The organism is Flavobacterium gilvum (assembly GCF_001761465.1).
In the GTDB taxonomy this organism is placed as follows: Bacteria; Bacteroidota; Bacteroidia; order Flavobacteriales; family Flavobacteriaceae; genus Flavobacterium; species Flavobacterium gilvum.
The window spans coordinates 2,339,275-2,356,327 of record NZ_CP017479.1; the positions used below are offsets into that span (position 1 = coordinate 2,339,275).

General features: G+C 35.1%; 17 protein-coding genes. All 17 read right to left on the reverse strand.

All coding sequences use genetic code 11. The features are described 5' to 3' along the window. Nucleotides 1-8: 8 nt before the first annotated feature. Nucleotides 9-1,451 (reverse strand): tagaturonate reductase, encoded by a 1,443-nt coding sequence (locus tag EM308_RS09785; RefSeq protein WP_035634783.1) that lies wholly within the window; start codon nucleotides 1,449-1,451, stop codon nucleotides 9-11. A gap of 827 nt (nucleotides 1,452-2,278) precedes the next feature. After that, nucleotides 2,279-2,938: a beta/alpha barrel domain-containing protein gene (locus EM308_RS09790; protein ID WP_035634859.1), complete on the reverse strand. Its 660-nt coding sequence runs from the start codon at nucleotides 2,936-2,938 to the stop codon at nucleotides 2,279-2,281. 4 nt (nucleotides 2,939-2,942) lie between these two features. Further along, a complete protein-coding gene (locus EM308_RS09795; RefSeq protein WP_035634782.1) occupies nucleotides 2,943-3,392 on the reverse strand; it encodes a YhcH/YjgK/YiaL family protein in 450 nt (149 codons plus the stop codon). 10 nt (nucleotides 3,393-3,402) lie between these two features. Beyond that, nucleotides 3,403-4,446 carry a sugar kinase gene (locus EM308_RS09800; protein ID WP_035634781.1) on the reverse strand — a complete coding sequence of 348 codons (1,044 nt, stop codon included), beginning with the start codon at nucleotides 4,444-4,446 and terminating at the stop codon, nucleotides 3,403-3,405. A 43-nt stretch (nucleotides 4,447-4,489) separates the two neighbouring features. Then, nucleotides 4,490-5,494, reverse strand: a complete 1,005-nt coding sequence (locus tag EM308_RS09805) for a sugar kinase (RefSeq protein ID WP_035634780.1) — start codon at nucleotides 5,492-5,494, stop codon at nucleotides 4,490-4,492. A 45-nt stretch (nucleotides 5,495-5,539) separates the two neighbouring features. Beyond that, nucleotides 5,540-6,940 carry a glucuronate isomerase gene (gene uxaC, locus EM308_RS09810; RefSeq protein ID WP_035634779.1) on the reverse strand — a complete coding sequence of 467 codons (1,401 nt, stop codon included), beginning with the start codon at nucleotides 6,938-6,940 and terminating at the stop codon, nucleotides 5,540-5,542. A gap of 21 nt (nucleotides 6,941-6,961) precedes the next feature. Next, nucleotides 6,962-7,750: a gluconate 5-dehydrogenase gene (locus EM308_RS09815; RefSeq protein ID WP_035634778.1), complete on the reverse strand. Its 789-nt coding sequence runs from the start codon at nucleotides 7,748-7,750 to the stop codon at nucleotides 6,962-6,964. A gap of 28 nt (nucleotides 7,751-7,778) precedes the next feature. Next, nucleotides 7,779-8,615, reverse strand: coding sequence for a 5-dehydro-4-deoxy-D-glucuronate isomerase (gene kduI / locus EM308_RS09820; RefSeq protein ID WP_081907229.1), 837 nt, complete (start codon nucleotides 8,613-8,615; stop codon nucleotides 7,779-7,781). A gap of 99 nt (nucleotides 8,616-8,714) precedes the next feature. Further along, complete coding sequence (locus EM308_RS09825) at nucleotides 8,715-10,241, reverse strand: MFS transporter (RefSeq protein WP_035634856.1); 1,527 nt, start codon at nucleotides 10,239-10,241, stop codon at nucleotides 8,715-8,717. Nucleotides 10,242-10,632: 391 nt separating this feature from the next. Next, entirely contained in the window at nucleotides 10,633-11,304 is a 672-nt protein-coding gene (locus EM308_RS09830) for a 3'-5' exonuclease (protein ID WP_035634774.1), read from the reverse strand. After that, on the reverse strand, nucleotides 11,304-13,223 hold the full coding sequence (locus EM308_RS09835; RefSeq protein WP_035634772.1) for a DUF294 nucleotidyltransferase-like domain-containing protein: 1,920 nt from the start codon (nucleotides 13,221-13,223) through the stop codon (nucleotides 11,304-11,306). The genes EM308_RS09830 and EM308_RS09835 overlap by 1 nt, the downstream gene beginning before the upstream one ends. Before the next feature lie 66 nt (nucleotides 13,224-13,289). Then, nucleotides 13,290-14,063, reverse strand: coding sequence for a TerC family protein (locus EM308_RS09840; RefSeq protein ID WP_035634771.1), 774 nt, complete (start codon nucleotides 14,061-14,063; stop codon nucleotides 13,290-13,292). A gap of 91 nt (nucleotides 14,064-14,154) precedes the next feature. Beyond that, the gene (locus EM308_RS09845; RefSeq protein WP_035634769.1) at nucleotides 14,155-14,529 is read right to left on the reverse strand and encodes a hypothetical protein; all 375 of its coding nucleotides are present in this window, start codon (nucleotides 14,527-14,529) and stop codon (nucleotides 14,155-14,157) included. A gap of 255 nt (nucleotides 14,530-14,784) precedes the next feature. After that, entirely contained in the window at nucleotides 14,785-15,360 is a 576-nt protein-coding gene (locus EM308_RS09850; protein WP_035634767.1) for a DUF1572 family protein, read from the reverse strand. Between the two features lie 2 nt (nucleotides 15,361-15,362). After that, a complete protein-coding gene (locus EM308_RS09855) occupies nucleotides 15,363-15,935 on the reverse strand; it encodes a pentapeptide repeat-containing protein (RefSeq protein WP_035634765.1) in 573 nt (190 codons plus the stop codon). Continuing rightward, a complete protein-coding gene (locus tag EM308_RS09860) occupies nucleotides 15,935-16,153 on the reverse strand; it encodes a DUF6095 family protein (protein WP_035634853.1) in 219 nt (72 codons plus the stop codon). Before EM308_RS09860 ends, EM308_RS09855 begins: the two co-directional genes overlap by 1 nt. A 34-nt stretch (nucleotides 16,154-16,187) precedes the next feature. Beyond that, entirely contained in the window at nucleotides 16,188-17,003 is an 816-nt protein-coding gene (gene murQ, locus EM308_RS09865; protein WP_035634763.1) for an N-acetylmuramic acid 6-phosphate etherase, read from the reverse strand. Between the last annotated feature and the right edge of the window lie 50 nt (nucleotides 17,004-17,053).

Genomic DNA, 17,053 nt, shown 5'->3' on the forward strand with positions numbered 1-17,053 from the left:
TCTTTTGACTAAAATTTTTTGCTAAAATTAGCGAAACCATTTTCGATTCCATTAGCCTCAATTTCACTCAAAGCTACCACTAAAGCCTCAGACAAACCGTTAATTTTTGTTAAATCTTCACCCCAGAAATCAGTGTTTTCAAGTGTTTGTTTAACAACTGAATCTAGAGATCCTGCTTTCCAAATGTTATTAAATGCTTCAACTAATTCTGGAGTATCTTTTACAGGCAATGCTTCGTTATTCCAAGTTCCTTTGTAGAATTGGATCAAACAAGCTAATGAATAAGTTAAGCTAACAGGTAATTTTTTAGTGTTGTTGTAGTATCCTAACAAACTTGGCAATACTCTTACTTTGAATTTAGAGATAGAGTTTAAAGCAATATCAGCAAGTGCGTGTTTGATAAATGGATTTCTAAAACGGTCCATTACCTCTTCACAGTATGCAGTGATTTCATTTTTGTCCATAGCGAGGGTTTCGCTGATTTCAGCAATAACGTTGTCAACGAATTTTCCAGTAAAATCACCGTTAACTGTTTCCATTACCAATTTGTTACCATACAAAAGTGAAATTGGCACCATAGAAGTATGTGCACCGTTCAAAATACGAACTTTGATCATTTTAAAAGGACGAATATCGTCAACAATCTTCACGTTCAAATCCGTTTTATGGAATGGTAATTTTGCTTTCAAATCTTCGCCACCTTCGATAGCCCAAAGGAAAAAGGGTTCAGCAGCAACAATTAAATTATCTTGATAATCCAATTTGCTATTGTATTCTTCAATATTTGCTCTTGGATATCCAGGTACAATTCTGTCAACCAAAGTACTGTGATAGGTACATGCATCTGACACCCAAGTTTTAAATGCATCCTCTAATTTCCACAAATCACAATATTGCAAAATGATTTTTTTCAAAGTTTCTGAGTTGTAATCAATAAGTTCGCAAGGAATGATAGTTACCGCTTTAGAAGCATCTCCGTTGAAGTGTTTGAATCTTTCGTATAATAAAACAGTCAGTTTTGCAGGGAATGCTGTTGGTGGTTGCATATCTGGAGTATCTGTTCCGATAAACTCAATTCCAGCTTCAGTAGTGTTTGAAACAATAAATTGTAATTCTTCTTCTTTGGCTAAGGCTAAATAATCAGCAAAATCAGTATATGGATTGATGGCTTTTACAACATTGTCAATTAACTGAATATCCTGTATTTTTTCGCCTTTTTTGATTCCGTTCATAAACAAAGTATAAAGACCATCTTGGTCATTAATCATGTTTACCATGCCATCTTTCAATGGCTGAACCATTGCAATTCCGGCATTGAAATCAACTTCTTTGTTTAGTCTTTGAAAAGCGTAATCAACAAAAGCTCTCAAGAAGTTACCCTCTCCAAATTGAACTACTTTGATAGGGTTTAATTTTTCAAGTCCTGTATTTTTTCTATTTAATGTTTTCATTTTAATTCTTTTATAAAGATGTTTTATTTACTGTTTTTTTAAACTTAAGGACGGATTCCTTATTTTGTTTTGGATTATAATAAGCGACCGATATTTTAAGAATGTTTGTTTTCAGACCTTAATGAGGATAGGGTATGAATTCTTAATCCTTAATTGCTCGAGCCGCCTATCATAGTCCATTTATGTTTATGATATTTAAATTATCAGATATTTTTTATCATTGAGAGCTTAGGATTCTAAATTCTCCATATTTTACGGATATATTTTGCCTTTAAAGCCTCTGTTGTTTTTTGATATTAATTCTTTTATATTCTGCTAATTACCTTTAATAAGTGTTTTTTAGACAATTAATGTAATCGATTACACAAACGTAAAAATTAATTTTGATTAAAAAAAATAAATGGATACAAAAAAATAAATAATTAAAAATAAAATGCGAGAATGGGGTAATTAGCATGTCTATTTTTGTTAAAAATAGAAAAAATGGAATTTTGTGCAGCCAATTATCGTAAAAATAAATATTTTTAAATTTGTGTTATGGCTATATGTTTTTTTTTCGGATTTAGAATAGGGTAAAAACCAAAAAATGATATGTAGATTTTAACATTAAAAATAGCTGCTTTTCAATTGAGGAGAGAATTGATTTTGAGTAAATAAATTTATCTGCTTAGCTTTATTTTTTGTGTTAAATGGATGTGTTTTAGAACAGGAAATAGTTTAGATGATCTGAAAAGATTCTTAAAGTCAGAAAAAAAACTATGGTCTGACTGTTTTATAAAGCCGACTTTTAGTTTGTAAATTGAACAAACCAAAAGCCGGCAATAAAATTATTTTATAGTATGAATCAAGTTCAAAACAGTTTTTGTATCAGCTTCAATTTTAGCATAATCTTTGTCTGCCATCAATTGTTTGCTGATCAATTTGCTTCCCATTCCTACTGCCGAAACTCCAGCTTTGAACCAACCACCGATGTTTTCGGCTGTTGTATCTACACCACCTGTTGGCATAAAGATAAGATTAGGGAAAATATCTTTGATTCCACTCAAGAACTCAGGCCCTAACATATTTCCAGGGAAAAGCTTGATGAATTTTACTCCTGCATTTTCTGCAGCAATAATTTCAGTTGGAGTCATACAACCAGGGCTGTACAAAACTCCCTTACTGATTAGTAATTCAGCTACTTCAGGAACAAATCCTGGACTGATGAAGAAATCAGCACCAACGGCTAAATAGTCTTCAGCTTGTTTTTTGTTTTTGATAGTTCCAATACCTAACAATAAATCAGGCATTTCAGCATTACGAACTTTCACCATTTTAGTGAAGTTTGATAAAGCAGTTTCTCCACGGCTTGTATATTCTACCGCTTTGATTCCGGCTCTATAAATAGCTCTTAGCACTTCAATTGTTACGTTTTCATCTGCATTGAAATACAAAGGAAGCATCCCTTGTTTTACAATTGCATCTGTTACATTTTGAATTTTACTCATTTTTTTAGATTTTAACTTTAAATACCAATTTTTTGATTTCACCTTCACCAATCATTGGAGCGTGAACATCTCCTGGATAAAATATCACAAACTGTCCGTCTGTCAATTGAAAATCCATATCAGGAGTATCATTAAAAAAACGTACATCTTTTTCTGGATTATAATCTCCATTAGGTGTAACACATTTTTCTCTTGGTTTCCAAGCTATGGTTTCCAATCCTTTTACACAAACCTGAATGTCGATATTTTTATCATGGCATTCAAATTTAGCCAAACTAGTTTCTCTAGTTTTTCCGTTTGCGGTGCTTACAATTACTTTTAGACCGTCGGTGATTTGAATCGTTCCGTCAGCAAGTGTTGCAAGATCATTTTGATTAATAAAATCAAAAGCAGTTGCAAACAATGGATGTAAGCTAGTATATTGTGATCCGTTTTTTAGTGTATCTACGATCATATTTTTCTAATTATCTAGCAACTCTACCAGAAGCATCACCACCCATAAGTTTTGATACTTCATCTACAGTAACCAAGTTAGCATCACCTTTGATAGTGTGTTTCAAGCAAGAAGCAGCAACAGCAAAATTCAAAGCATTTTGATCATCATTTGGATAAGTCAATAATCCGTAGATTAAACCTCCCATGAATGAGTCTCCACCACCAACTCTATCAACGATATCGGTAATTTGATATTGACGAGTTTGCAACATTTGTTTTCCATCGTATAAAACTCCAGCCCATGTGTTGTGAGATGCAGAGATAGAACCTCTCAAAGTAGTGATTACTTTTTTAGCTCTTGGGAATTTTTCCATCATTTGTTGACAAACAGATAAGAAAGCTTCTGCTTTAACATCATGTCCATGAGTTTGAACTGCAGCTCCTTCTGGTTTAATACCAAAGTGCATTTCAGCATCTTCTTCGTTTCCTAAAATTACATCACAGTAGGATGTTAATTCAGTCATGATTTTCTCACGATCTCCACCGTATTTCCAAAGTTTAGCACGGTAATTTAAGTCTGTAGAAATAGTGATGCCTAATTTACTTGCAGCTTTAACAGCTTCCAAGCAAGCATCTGCAGAGCTTTGAGAAATTGCTGGAGTAATACCTGTCCAGTGGAACCATTCAACTCCTTCAAAAACTTTTTCCCAGTTAATCATTCCTGGTTGGATTTCAGACATTGAAGAGTGAGATCTGTCATATACAACTTTACTTCCACGGCTTACAGCTCCAGTTTCAAGGAAATAAATCCCTAAGCGCTCTCCGCCCCAAACAATATTATCTACACCAACACCTCTTTTGCGCATTTCCATCATGGCACATTCTCCAATATCATTTTTAGGTAAACGTGTCACAAAATCAACTGGAATACCAAAGTTAGCCAATGATACAGCTACGTTAGATTCACCACCACCATATACAACATCAAAATTGTCAGCTTGTGAAAATCTTAAAAATCCTTGTGGTGCTAATCTTAACATTATCTCACCAAACGTTACTACTCTTTTTCCCATTTTTTATTCTGATTTTAATAGTTAATTTATTTTTATTTTTTACTTATCTAGAAACTCTTCCGCCTCCAGCGCCTCCCATCAGCGCCTTAATTTCATTTACGGTGGCCAAGTTTATATCCCCCGATATGGAGTGTTTTAAACAGGTGGCCGCAACTGCAAATTCGAGGGCAGTTTGATGGTCTTCCGGCCAAGTAATCAATCCGTAAATGATTCCGGCCATAAATGCATCGCCGGCTCCAATTCTGTCAATAATATGAGAGATATTGTATCTTCTTGAATTCAATAAATTTTTTCCATTCCATAAGGAAGCACTTATTCCGTTTGAAGAAGCATTAGCATCCATTCGATGAGTGGATACTATGTTTTTCAGTTTAGGAAAAGCTTTCATCCAGTTGGCAAAAACAATATCTTCACCATCTGAATCATTTTTTGGAACACCCAAAACTTTTTCGGATTCATCGATACCACCCAATAGTAAATCGCAATGTTTTACTAAATTAGGCATTATTTCATTGGCTTTTTTCCCGTATCTCCACAAAGTGGGTCTGTAATTTAAATCGGCAGAAATTGTCAATCCCATTCGAGAGGCGACAAGTAATGCTTCTTCACATAACTCTGCGAGTTCAAGCGATAGGGAAGGAGTAATTCCTGACCAATGAAACCATTCGGCATCTTTGAATATTGTTTCCCAATCAATCATTCCTTTTCGTAGGGTTGAAAACGAAGAATCTTCTCTGTCGTAAACTACTTTCCCTGGTCTTTCGGATGCGCCTTGTTCAAAATAATAGATTCCGAGTCTTTTGCCTTGAGTCAAGGCAATAGGTTCTACTGCAAAAGAACGTAGCATACTCAACGATGATTCACCAAGTTCATTTGAAGGGACTGCCGTTATGAATTTAACAGGTAATCCAAATTTTGACAAGGAAGCAGCAACATTTGCCTCAGCACAGCCAAAATACAAATCGAATGACGTGGCTTGAGTAAGCCTTAAATGACTTGGTGGGGAAAGTCTTAGTAATATTTCGCCAAAAGTAACAACTTTTTTCAAACCAAAAACTTTAAATGATTGCTAGTTTGTTTTATTTATAACTATTTAGAATTTAAAATATTCTTTAGCATTGTTATAACTGATGTCAGAAACCATTTTTCCGATCCATTCCATATCATTTGGAAGTTCTCCTCTTTTGATTTCGTCTCCCAAAAGATTACAAAGAATACGTCTGAAGTATTCGTGTCTTGGGAAAGATAAAAAGCTTCTTGAATCGGTCAACATTCCGATAAAACAACTGATTAATCCCATGTTTGAAAGGGCGTTCAATTGTTTGGTCATTCCGTCTTTTTGATCCAAAAACCACCATCCTGATCCAAATTGAACTTTGCCTTTTACACTTCCGTCGTTAAAGTTACCAATCATGGTAGCCATCACTTCGTTGTCTGCAGGGTTTAAGTTATAAATGATTGTTTTGGCTAATTTATCTTTGCTGTCCAAAGCGTTTAAGAAACCAGACAATTTTTGTGCTTGTGGATAATCTCCAATAGAATCCCATCCGGTATCTGGACCAAGGATACGGTGCATACGTGCATTGTTGTTTCTCAACGCACCTAAGTGAAGTTGTTGCACCCATCCAAATTCGTGGTAAGTTTCAAACAAGAAGAACAATACAGCACTTTGGAATTTCAAAGCTTCTTCATTGCTCAATTCTTTGTTTTCTCTTTTCTTTTTGAAGATAGCGTTGATTTCGCTTTCTGTATAGTTTTCGAAGTAAACTTGGTCCAAACCGTGGTCGCAAAGTTTGCATCCGTTTTTGTCAAAATAGTCAATTCTATTTCTTAAAGCAGTACATAAATCAGTATAAGTGTTGATGGTAACGCCAGCCACCTGACCCAATGTGTCAAGATAAGCGTTGTAACCGTCATTTGAAATAAGGATTGCTTTATCAGGTCTGAAAGCGGTACCTACTTTTACTTCGTAGCTGCTTTTTGCCAATTTTTGGTGGAATTCCAAATTATCAATTGGATCTTCAGTTGTGCAAACAAATTCTGCATTTACTTTACGAAGCAAATTTTGAGTGCTGTATTCTGGAGAATTTACTTTAGCAGAAGCTTCCTGATAAATTTTCTCAGCCGATTTTTCGTTTAATAAATCGTAAATGTCAAAATAGCGAGCCAATTCCAAATGTGTCCAGTGGTACAAAGGGTTACGCATTGTGTAAGGAACTGTTTTTGCCCAGTTTAGGAATTTGTCTTTATCAGAACCATTTCCTGTGATAAATTGTTCGTTTACCCCCAAAGTACGCATTGCACGCCATTTGTAGTGGTCTCCGTTAATCCACACATTTGTGATATTGTCAAAAATTTTATCCTCGGCAATAAATTGAGGATTTAGGTGATTGTGGTAATCGATAATTGGCTGATTTTTAGAATAATTGTGGTATAATTCTTCAGCGTATTTATTTTCTAATAAGAAATTATCGTGTATGAATTTTGTGCTCATTATAATTTTCTTAAAATGTTATTATTCGTTTGATGGTTTTCCGATAGTGGCAAGGATTCCACCATCTACATAAAGGATGTGTCCATTTACAAAGTCACTTGCTTTTGAAGACAAGAAGATGGCAGCTCCTTGTAAATCTTCAGGATCTCCCCAACGATTTGCAGGAGTTCTGCTGATAATGAATTCGTTGAATGGATGTCCGTCAACTCTAATTGGAGCCGTTTGACTCGTTGCAAAGTAACCAGGACCAATACCATTTGTTTGAATATTAAATTTTGCCCATTCTGTCGCCATGTTTTTGGTCAACATTTTCAAACCACCTTTTGCGGCAGCGTAAGCACTTACGTCTTGTCTTCCCAATTCGCTCATCATTGAACAAATGTTGATGATTTTTCCACCTCCACGTTGAATCATTCCTTTTGCAACATTTTTTGAAACGATAAAAGGACTAATTAAATCTACATTGATTACTGCCGTAAAATCTTCAACTTCCATGTCAATAATTGGAGTTCTTTTGATGATTCCAGCGTTGTTAACTAAAATATCGATAGGACCAACTTCTGCTTCTATTTGTTTAATGTTGGCAATTACTGCTTTTTCATCGCATACATTAAATACATATCCATAAGCTTCTATTCCAACAGATTTGTACTCTGCTACAGCTTTATCTATGTTTTCTTGTGAAAGATCATTTACTACAATTTTTGCTCCGGCGTGACCAAGACCTTTAGCCATAGACATTCCCAAACCATGTACTCCTCCTGTAATAAGAGCAGTTTTTCCCGTTAAATCAAAAAGGTTAATTGACATAATTTTTATTTTTATAGTTTGTTACTAATTATCTTAAATCTGTTATTTTACATACATCCATGTCTGCGTAATCTAGATTTTCACCAGCCATTCCCCAAATAAAAGTATAATTACTGGTTCCGGCTCCTGAGTGGATAGACCATGGTGGAGAAATAACAGCCTGGTGGTTATTCATCCAGATATGTCTTGTTTCTTGTGGCTCACCCATAAAGTGGCATACGGCCTGATTTTCTGGAATATCTAGGTAAAAATAAACTTCCATTCTGCGGTCATGAACGTGTGCTGGCATTGTATTCCAAACGCTTCCCGGTTTTAACTCTGTCATTCCCATTTGCAATTGACAAGTGGTAACAATTCCACCAATAATCATTTGGTTTACGGTACGGTGGTTTGCAGTTTCCATTGTTCCCAATTGCAGTTTATTGGCTTCAGCCAAACTTACTTTTTGGTTTGGAAAACTTTTGTGAGCTGGTGCAGAATTGATATAGAATTTTGCCGGATTTTTTGAGTCGTCACTTTTAAAAATAACTTCTTTATTTCCACTTCCTATATATAGTGCATCTTTGAAACCTAATTGGTATTCAGTTCCATCAACTACAACAGAACCGTTTCCTCCAACATTGATAATCCCCATTTCTCTTCTTTCTAAGAAATAAGAAGATTTCAAAGGGTCAATAGTTTCTAGTGTCAATGGAGTTACTGGTGTAGCCGATCCTGCAATATATCGGTCGTAATGTGAGTAAGTTAGAGTGATTTCTCCTTCCTGCATTAAGTTGTCAATTAAGAATTCCTCTCTTAATTGTTTAGTGTCGTATTGTTTTACTGCCTGTGGGCTTGAAGCGTATCTTGAACTGTAATTTGTCATAATATAGATATTAATGTAATCGATTGCACAAAAGTAATTTTTATTTTTTTAAATTAGCAATATAGAATTGCTATTTTTTTGATAAACTTTATTTCAGACTTATATTGTAGTTATCGGACTGTGTTTTGGAACTAAAAGTTTCATTACTCCCCATGCAATTAAGTAGGAGAAAGCACAAACCGTGAACATGATTCCATAAGCACTGGAAATGTTTGATGAAATAAAATGTGAAGCTTGTTCTGCCATATTTGGGTCAACTAATACTTCTTTTAGGTTGTCTAATTTTACTGTTTCAAGAGGAATGTCATTTGTCGCTTTGATTAATCCTGCTTTACTAGCTTCCATAACCCCTTTGATACGGAAATGATCTTCAAGACCTCCAGCTAATAATTGGATTAAAACGCCACCCAATCCTCCAGCGGCAGCACCAATTCCTGTAACCGAACCAACTGCTTTTTTAGGGAACATATCCGAAACAGTAGTAAATAAATTAGCAGACCATGCTTGGTGTGAGGCGCCTCCAATGCTAATGATAGCAATTGCGGCAACAATTCCCCAAGTAGCAGCAACATATTGTGTGCTGATTAATGCCAAAGGTAAAAATGCAATAATCAAAAGAGCCGTCATACGTGCTCTATAGGTTTCCCATCCTTTGTTCATAAAAGACATTGGGATAGAACCACCATATATAGAACCAATTATTGCAATTCCATACACGATAAATGTTGATATCATTACGGTGTGTTTGGTTTCAATAGCGTCCATTCCAACGCAAAATTGTTGTTTGATATAAGTTGGTAGCCAGAATAAAAGGAACCACCATATACCGTCAGTCATAAATTTACCCACAACAAATGACCATGTTTGTCTGTAGGTAAGCATTTTGTACCAAGGAACTTTAACTTCTTCGGTTGTAGTAGCAACTACTTCTTCGTCATCACTATGGATGTAATCATATTCTTCCTGATTAATTTTACCTTTTTCCAGCATGTGTTTTGGAGAAGCGTATAATTTGCTCCAGAAAAGCAGCCAAAGAAAACCAACTATACCAGTGATAATGAATGCCATTTGCCAACCGTGAAAAATCCCCAAGAAAAGACCATTTCCTTCAGTTGGATTCCAGGCAGCAAGAATAATCGGTATGATTAAGGCACAAATCATTGCCCCAACATTGGAACCAGAGTTGAAAATTCCTGTTGCTAATGCACGTTCTTTTTTCGGAAACCATTCGGCAACAGTTTTGATAGATGCCGGAAAGTTTCCTGCTTCTCCAGCTCCAAAAAGTCCTCTGGCAATCATGTGGTTAGTTAAACCTTTGCCCATAAAGGCACTTAAAATTCCAAAAGTTGACCAGCCAACTAAAGAAGCGGCCAATCCTATTTTTGTTCCGATTTTGTCAATAATGAAACCTGCAAAAAGGGTGAAACCTGCGTAGAACGCGGTAAAAACGGCTGTTAAAAGTGAAAAATCTGTAGCGGACCAGCCAAATCCGTCGGTTGAACAGAAGTAATCTTTAAGATAACCAATTACATTTCTGTCCATGTAATTTATAGTTGTTGCAAAAAGTAAAAGTGAAGCGATTGTCCAACGGTAATTTGTCTTTTTTCCCTCAAGTTGATGTTCCATAAATTTTAATTTAAATGTTTTATTATTTAAGTGTGTTTGGTTAATTTTTTTTTTTGTAAAAATAGGGTATTTTATATTCAAATTACAATGTAATCGATTACACAAAAATAGGATTAATTTTTTTAATTCCTATTTTTTAACCGTTTTTTTTTAGTTACTGTGATTTTTAGCCGTCAATTATTGCTTAATAAGTAATAATTGACCATTTGGTGGGGTTTTATCAAAATTTGGCTCGTAAAAATAATTAATTAATCTTTTTTATCTATTTATAATTTCTTAAAAAAATCGGTTAACTAAGTTTTTTTGTTTGTTGCATAACAAATGACAACTAAAATTAGTTAGTTGAAGCCAAAATGGTAGAATAATGAGTAGTGTTTTTGGATTTCCTTTTTTAGTATTTGAATAAATCTCCCAGCGTAAATTCTGATTTACCTTTTAATCCTTTTAATTTTTTTACAATTTTCAAAAAAGCTATCGCTGTAATGTAGGCGTCTCCCATTGCGGTATGGCGATCTTTTTTGGAGATATCAAATTTGTCAGCCAAATCGTCTAAGGCATATTTATCCTTTCGTTCCAAAAGATTGGACATGATAAGTGTCTTTTTATAAAGAAAAGCGGTATCCAATGTTTTGTTGGTCAATTGTGGCAATCCATTACGCTCCAAGGCTTTATTTATCATTGTGATATCGAATATCGTATGATGGGCAACGATAACAGAATCGCTCACAAATGCCAAAAACTGTTGCAATGCTTCAAGTTCTGATGGTTTGTCCATAACCCAATCCTTCAAAATTCCGTGAATTTGAGCACTATTTTTATCGTAATATTCTTGGTGGATATAAATTTCGAAACTGTCTGGAATCGAAATTACACCGTTCAGTAAGCTGACGGCTCCAATGCAAAGTATTCGGTCATTATCAAAATCAAAACCAGTTGTTTCCGTATCTAAAACTACAAAACGTGTATTGTCAACACGGTTTAAAAGTGTTGGATCTGTTGATTTTTCAAAAATTTTAAAAAAATCAAATATTCTTGTTTTGCTTTCTTTAAAAAAATTATTCATTACAAAATATTTGATGAATTAAAACGTATGCTGATAATCTCTTGTAGTTCTTTAATGGTTTTAAAGGTACTTTTAAGTTTTATTTTTTCTTGTTTTGAAAGGTCTCCCAATGCAATATATTGCCCGGAATCATTATGTAAAAGCCCTTGTTTTGTTCTGAATTTTAACAACGCTCTATAGGAATAGGAGCAGGCCAGGTATAATTCCCTGTTGTGTGGTTCCAATTCAGCTAATTTATCAAAGCGTTCGGGAGTGTTGCTTATTGATTTTACGGCATGCGACAATATCAATACTCTGGCGGCATCGCTCAAAGGCATCAGCGCTCTTCTTTTTATATCAAAAAAATCTTTGTTTGCGCCGTCTTGTTCCAATAAAAATCCCCTAAAAAATCCTGTTGGAGAAGGACTTTGCAATGCACCGCTTACCAAATGGATATAAAATACGGGGTTCTCCTTTATATCATTAAGAATATAATCGGATAATTCATTTGTGAGTTCAGTATCACCGTACGAAAGGCTGTAATCAAAAAAGATAAAGGACAATAATACTTCGTCTTTTCCGGTGTTGGTAATCCATTGATGAACGAGACTTTTCCATTCGTCAAGACTTAAACACCATTTTGGATTGGATGCCATCATCTCGGCAGGGCAATAATCGTATCCAATTTCAAACAAACCTTTGTTGACATGTGTAGCCAATTCCAGAAAATATTTTTTGGTCTTTTCTTTTAACTCGTCAGGAACATTTTCGTACAGCAAAGCATTGTCTTGGTCGGTTTGCAGCAATTGTTCGCTTCGACCCTGACTCCCCATTGCCAGCCACGCAAATTTTACAGGGGGTGGAGTCAGCATTTTTTTTAATGAAATTTCAATCACTTGCTGGATGCAGACATCATTCAATTCTGTGATAATTTTTGAAGTCAGTGCAATAGGGATATTTTGTTCCAAATAGCCGCTCAATAATTGCATAATACTAATGCGAATGGGTTTTATGTCCTTGTATTTTTTGGCTCTTTTTATTGCTTTTATCAGTACCGAAGGATTGTTTCCCAATGAAACCATAACATCATGTTTGGAAAGGATTCCAACTGCTTTGCTGTTTGGGGTTCCGTCTTTGGTGATGCATAAATGGCTAATATTACTTTTTATTAAGGCGATTTGTGCTTGGGTTATAGTCAGTTTTTTGGGATAAGTGATAACAGGACTTGCCATTATTACTGATGCTTCTGTGGTGATGGGATATTCTCCGGTTACGATTTTATTCCTTAAATCTTTATCAGTTATGATTCCAATTGGTAGTTTATCTTCGACTACAAGTATGGCTCCCACCTTTTTTTTAATCATTTTCTCGGCCATTTCCTGTGCCGTGGTTGTGGCAGAACAGGTTACTATTTTTTTTGAATATTTTACGGGCTGAATATCAAATAATTTAGAATCAGTGTCCAAGATATCACCGTTTAAATTCTCTCCATATAGTTTTCCTCTGTGACTTTTGGAATACGGATTTTGAGTATTTGCGGCAAAACTTTGTATTAAGAAGTTACCTACTGCTTCATTTTCCAGAGCATAAGGCCTGAAAATAGCTATCGGAATGGCATAAAGAATAGTTTCTTCATATGCTCTGGCTTCCATTTTGTAGTTTTCATTGGCGATAAGCGGTCTCAAACCAAAAATATCCCCTTCATCACACATGTCTAGGATTTCATTTTTAGGTCCTTTTTTAAGAGCTACTGCCCCTTTGTGAACTATGTAGAAAGAGCTGTGGGTTTCTTCATTTTCGGCAAAAATCACGCTGTCTTTTTCTTTGTAGATAATCGATATCTGTTCAGACAGAATTTCAATGTCTTTTTGATTTAAAAAAGTAAAAGGAGGGAAGTTCTTCAAAAAATCGGCAACTCTATGCGAAATAGTATTTTTCATGGGTATTATTTTAAAACGTATTCACAAAAAAAAACACAGCTTCTTTTTGGGAGCTGTGTTCAGGATTTATTTTTTGGATTTAGTTACTTTCATATTAATTATTTCCACAAATAAGGAAAACGAAATGGCAAAGTATAAATATCCTTTTGGAACAGGAGTTACATGGCTGCCAAAAATCAGAGCGTTTGCCAAATGGGCGCTTTCTGTCAATAGCATGAATCCTATCAAGATTAGGAAGGACAATCCCAGAATTTGAATCGAAGGATGTTTGTTCACAAAATTCCCAACAGGAACCGCAAACTGCATCATTATTAATACAGAAATAATAACTGCTGTAACCATAATGACTAAAGCTCCTTGAATTCCGTTAGTCATTCCCACGGCAGTTAGTATGCTGTCAAACGAGAAAACCAAATCAATCATTATAATTTGCAGAATAACACTGCTGAAGGATTTAGCGGCAGCTTTGCCTAATTCCATTTCCTCATGGCCTTTCTCATCTACTTTTTCGCGAATCTCGTTCGTGCTTTTATAAATCAGGAATAATCCGCCAAGCAATAATATTACACTTTGTCCCGTAACTCCGGCATTTAGCCAACTCCATTCAATCGTGAACCAAGGTTTTTTCATCTGAATTAAAAAATTAATTCCAAACAAAAGCGCAATCCGCATGAACATTGCCAAAAACATTCCAATTTTTGTGGCTTTTTTTCGGGCTTCAATTGGTAATTTTCCAGTTGCAATAGAGATAAAGATAATATTGTCTATTCCTAAAACAATTTCCAAAAAAGTCAATGTTAATAGAGCAATCCAGGCATCTGGGTTCAAAAATACTTCCATTTTAAGTATGAATAGGGGTTAGAAAAAGTTATGAATTATGAGTTATGAATTATGAGTTATCTGTAATCTGATAATCTAAAAGCAAAAATCTTTAATCTGAAATCTTAACAACCGTTCCTTTTTGTTTGGAACTAACGCCAACCATTCCAAATTCAAAGGTATAGGAATTTTTCGAAGTTGTCAAAATTTTCATATCAATCGCTTTCTCTTCCGCCTTATTTTTCGGGTGTTTTTTCTGCAAAACATATTCGCAATCATTCACCCAACGAATAGTCGAAGTATCTGTTTTTCCTTCAAAAGTCTCAATCTCAATACTGTCATTGCGCTCAAAAACCGTCGTTTTTTTAACACCGTTGATTTCATAATCAAATTTGAATTTTCCAGTTTTGAAGTCTTTGCAATTACGGTCGGCACTATAACACGACATTAGTAATAGGATTGGGAGAATAAAGATTGCTTTTTTCATTATTGATGTTTTAATTTTTATTTGGGCCTAATCCAGCTGTCCGTTACAACTCCTCATCTTGTTGACAAAATTTTTATGTGTTTGCAAGAGCTTCTTTCAGTCGCTTTGCAAACCCAAAAAATTTAAGTCAACAAGACTGCGGGGTTTTCACTTCCATCTGGGGCAGTTTTTAGATTACAGATTACAGATTACAGGTTTCAGAATTTAGATTTAGATTTAAGAATTGTCATTGTCATTGTCATTGTCATTGCAAAATCATTTCATTCGTCTAAATTCCTCTTCGGTAAAATTTTTAATTTCTTTTTCTTTTGCAAATTTATCGTCATTGTAACTCGCCGATTTATTTTTTGGAATTGAAAGGCTACTCCATTCACTGTTTTTTAGTTGTTTGGCATAAAAAACAATTTGTCCAACATGATACGGATAATGTGCCAACTGTCTGTTGATGGCCTCGATAACTGTATGTCCTTCATTCCTGATATAAATAATCTCCGAAAGTTGTTCTGGTTGTAAACTGTCCAAAGCTCCAAAAAAGCAATTCCACCCGTCATTCCAAACAGTGAATACCTGTTCTTTGCTTTGCAAATCATTTTCAAATTCACCATCCCTGTTTCTTGTTTTTTTTTCGCCATCAGTGGTAAGGAAATCTGTCCAGCGAGAAATCATATTTCCAGAAAGATGTTTTACAATTACGGCAATGCTGTTTGTGTCTTCATTTGTAGATACAAAAAGTTGATCCGGTTCCAATTGTTCCATTGCTTTTTCTCCCAACATTTTATAGTAGAGAAACTGCTTTTTTACGCTCTCAATGTAAGAAGTAGTTGCATCCATGATTACTCAATTTTTATATCATATTTATCCAAAAGCCCCGCTATTCCCTGGCTTGAAAATTTGGCTTTTTTCATCGGGTTGAATTCTGGGTCAATTTTATAATTATAGGCCGTTGTAAAATCAGCGGAAGCTAGAATCGTATCGTTAAAAATAGCATTGTCCAGATTACAGTTTCCAAAAACGGATTGTGTCAAATTGGTTCCAATAAAGGAAACTTCTTTCATCGAACACGAATTGAATTTGGTTTTGGGCATTTTTTTATTTGCAAAAGAACTATAATCCAAAATGCAATCCTGAAATTGCACATTGAATAAAAAATCCTGACACGATTGAAATTGAATTCCCATCAGTTTACAGTTCTTGAAGGTCACTGTTTTTAGACTAGTGCCTCCCAATTGAGTCATCGATAAATTACATTCTATGAATTCGCAATCCATAAAACTATTGTTTGAAAAATCACTATTCGAGAAATCACAGTTCTTGAAAACGCAATCTTCAAATTCACGATTGTTAATTCTTTTACCTATATAGGTTACTTTTTCAAATGTTTTTTGAATATGTATTAGATCTTCCATTAGTCGTTAAAAATGCCTTTCATAATTATTTTCAAACCAATGAACAATAGATACATCGATACGGCACAAAGAATTATTCCCACAATCAAAACCAAATAATGCCAATTGGTGTGCTGATTCATAAATGCATTGTAAATTATGGTGGGACCTATAAACATAAGCGGAATGGCTCCTGTAACGTATTTTACGCCTTTTGCCATAAGAACTTTATCTGCCATTTTTTTGATTTTTAAATTTTTAACTAAAACGTGATTATTTCTTATTGTAAAAATCAACTGCTTTTCTCACGCTTCCGTGTGTTTTGAGCAATTCGGCTCCTTCTTCATAGGTAACGGGAATTTCGCTCATAATCATTTTTATGCCGCGATCAACAAGTTTGTTATTGCTTAATTGCATATCAACCATTTTGTTTCCTTTTACTTTTCCAAGCTGAATCATGGTGGCGGTCGAAATCATATTCAGGACTAATTTTTGGGCAGTCCCAGCTTTCATTCTTGAGCTTCCGGTTACAAATTCTGGACCTACAACCACTTCGATGGGAATTTTTGCCGTTTGCGAAAGCGGACTTCCCGCATTGCAGGAAATGCTCCCGGTGCTGATGTTTTTTTCGTTGCAGGCTTGTAATCCACCAATAACATACGGAGTTGTACCCGAAGCTGCGATACCTATAACCACATCATTTTCATTAATATTGAATTCTTTTAAATCAATCCAAGCCTGAGTAGGATTGTCTTCGGCGTTTTCCACGGCTCTGCGAATAGCTTTGTCTCCGCCTGCAATAATTCCAACGACCAAATCAAACGGAACTCCAAAAGTAGGAGGACATTCAGATGCATCGACAACTCCTAATCTCCCTGAGGTTCCTGCCCCGATGTAGAATAATCGCCCACCCAATTTCATTTTGGCAACTATTTCAGTTACTAACGACTCTATTTGTGGCATGGCTTTTTCGACGGCGAGCGGTACGGTTTTGTCTTCGTTATTAATGTTGGTCAGTAATTCTGTAACCGACATTTTTTCTAAATGTTCGTATTTGGAAGATTGTTCAGTGGTCTTGGTAAAGCTCATGGTTTTGTTTTAAAATTGATCCCTTTTCTGGGTTGGTAAAGTTAGGGAAT

Excerpts from the sequence above, each read along its gene's own strand:
- EM308_RS09785 (WP_035634783.1), bottom strand. The coding sequence starts at position 1,451 with ATGAAAACATTAAATAGAAAAAATACAGGACTTGAAAAATTAAACCCT.
- EM308_RS09790 (WP_035634859.1), bottom strand. The coding sequence starts at position 2,938 with ATGAGTAAAATTCAAAATGTAACAGATGCAATTGTAAAACAAGGGATG.
- EM308_RS09795 (WP_035634782.1), bottom strand. The coding sequence starts at position 3,392 with ATGATCGTAGATACACTAAAAAACGGATCACAATATACTAGCTTACAT.
- EM308_RS09800 (WP_035634781.1), bottom strand. The coding sequence starts at position 4,446 with ATGGGAAAAAGAGTAGTAACGTTTGGTGAGATAATGTTAAGATTAGCA.
- uxaC (WP_035634779.1), bottom strand. The coding sequence starts at position 6,940 with ATGAGCACAAAATTCATACACGATAATTTCTTATTAGAAAATAAATAC.
- EM308_RS09815 (WP_035634778.1), bottom strand. The coding sequence starts at position 7,750 with ATGTCAATTAACCTTTTTGATTTAACGGGAAAAACTGCTCTTATTACA.
- kduI (WP_081907229.1), bottom strand. The coding sequence starts at position 8,615 with ATGACAAATTACAGTTCAAGATACGCTTCAAGCCCACAGGCAGTAAAA.
- EM308_RS09825 (WP_035634856.1), bottom strand. The coding sequence starts at position 10,241 with ATGGAACATCAACTTGAGGGAAAAAAGACAAATTACCGTTGGACAATC.
- EM308_RS09830 (WP_035634774.1), bottom strand. The coding sequence starts at position 11,304 with ATGAATAATTTTTTTAAAGAAAGCAAAACAAGAATATTTGATTTTTTT.
- EM308_RS09835 (WP_035634772.1), bottom strand. The coding sequence starts at position 13,223 with ATGAAAAATACTATTTCGCATAGAGTTGCCGATTTTTTGAAGAACTTC.
- EM308_RS09840 (WP_035634771.1), bottom strand. The coding sequence starts at position 14,063 with ATGGAAGTATTTTTGAACCCAGATGCCTGGATTGCTCTATTAACATTG.
- EM308_RS09845 (WP_035634769.1), bottom strand. The coding sequence starts at position 14,529 with ATGAAAAAAGCAATCTTTATTCTCCCAATCCTATTACTAATGTCGTGT.
- EM308_RS09850 (WP_035634767.1), bottom strand. The coding sequence starts at position 15,360 with ATGGATGCAACTACTTCTTACATTGAGAGCGTAAAAAAGCAGTTTCTC.
- EM308_RS09855 (WP_035634765.1), bottom strand. The coding sequence starts at position 15,935 with ATGGAAGATCTAATACATATTCAAAAAACATTTGAAAAAGTAACCTAT.
- EM308_RS09860 (WP_035634853.1), bottom strand. The coding sequence starts at position 16,153 with ATGGCAGATAAAGTTCTTATGGCAAAAGGCGTAAAATACGTTACAGGA.
- murQ (WP_035634763.1), bottom strand. The coding sequence starts at position 17,003 with ATGAGCTTTACCAAGACCACTGAACAATCTTCCAAATACGAACATTTA.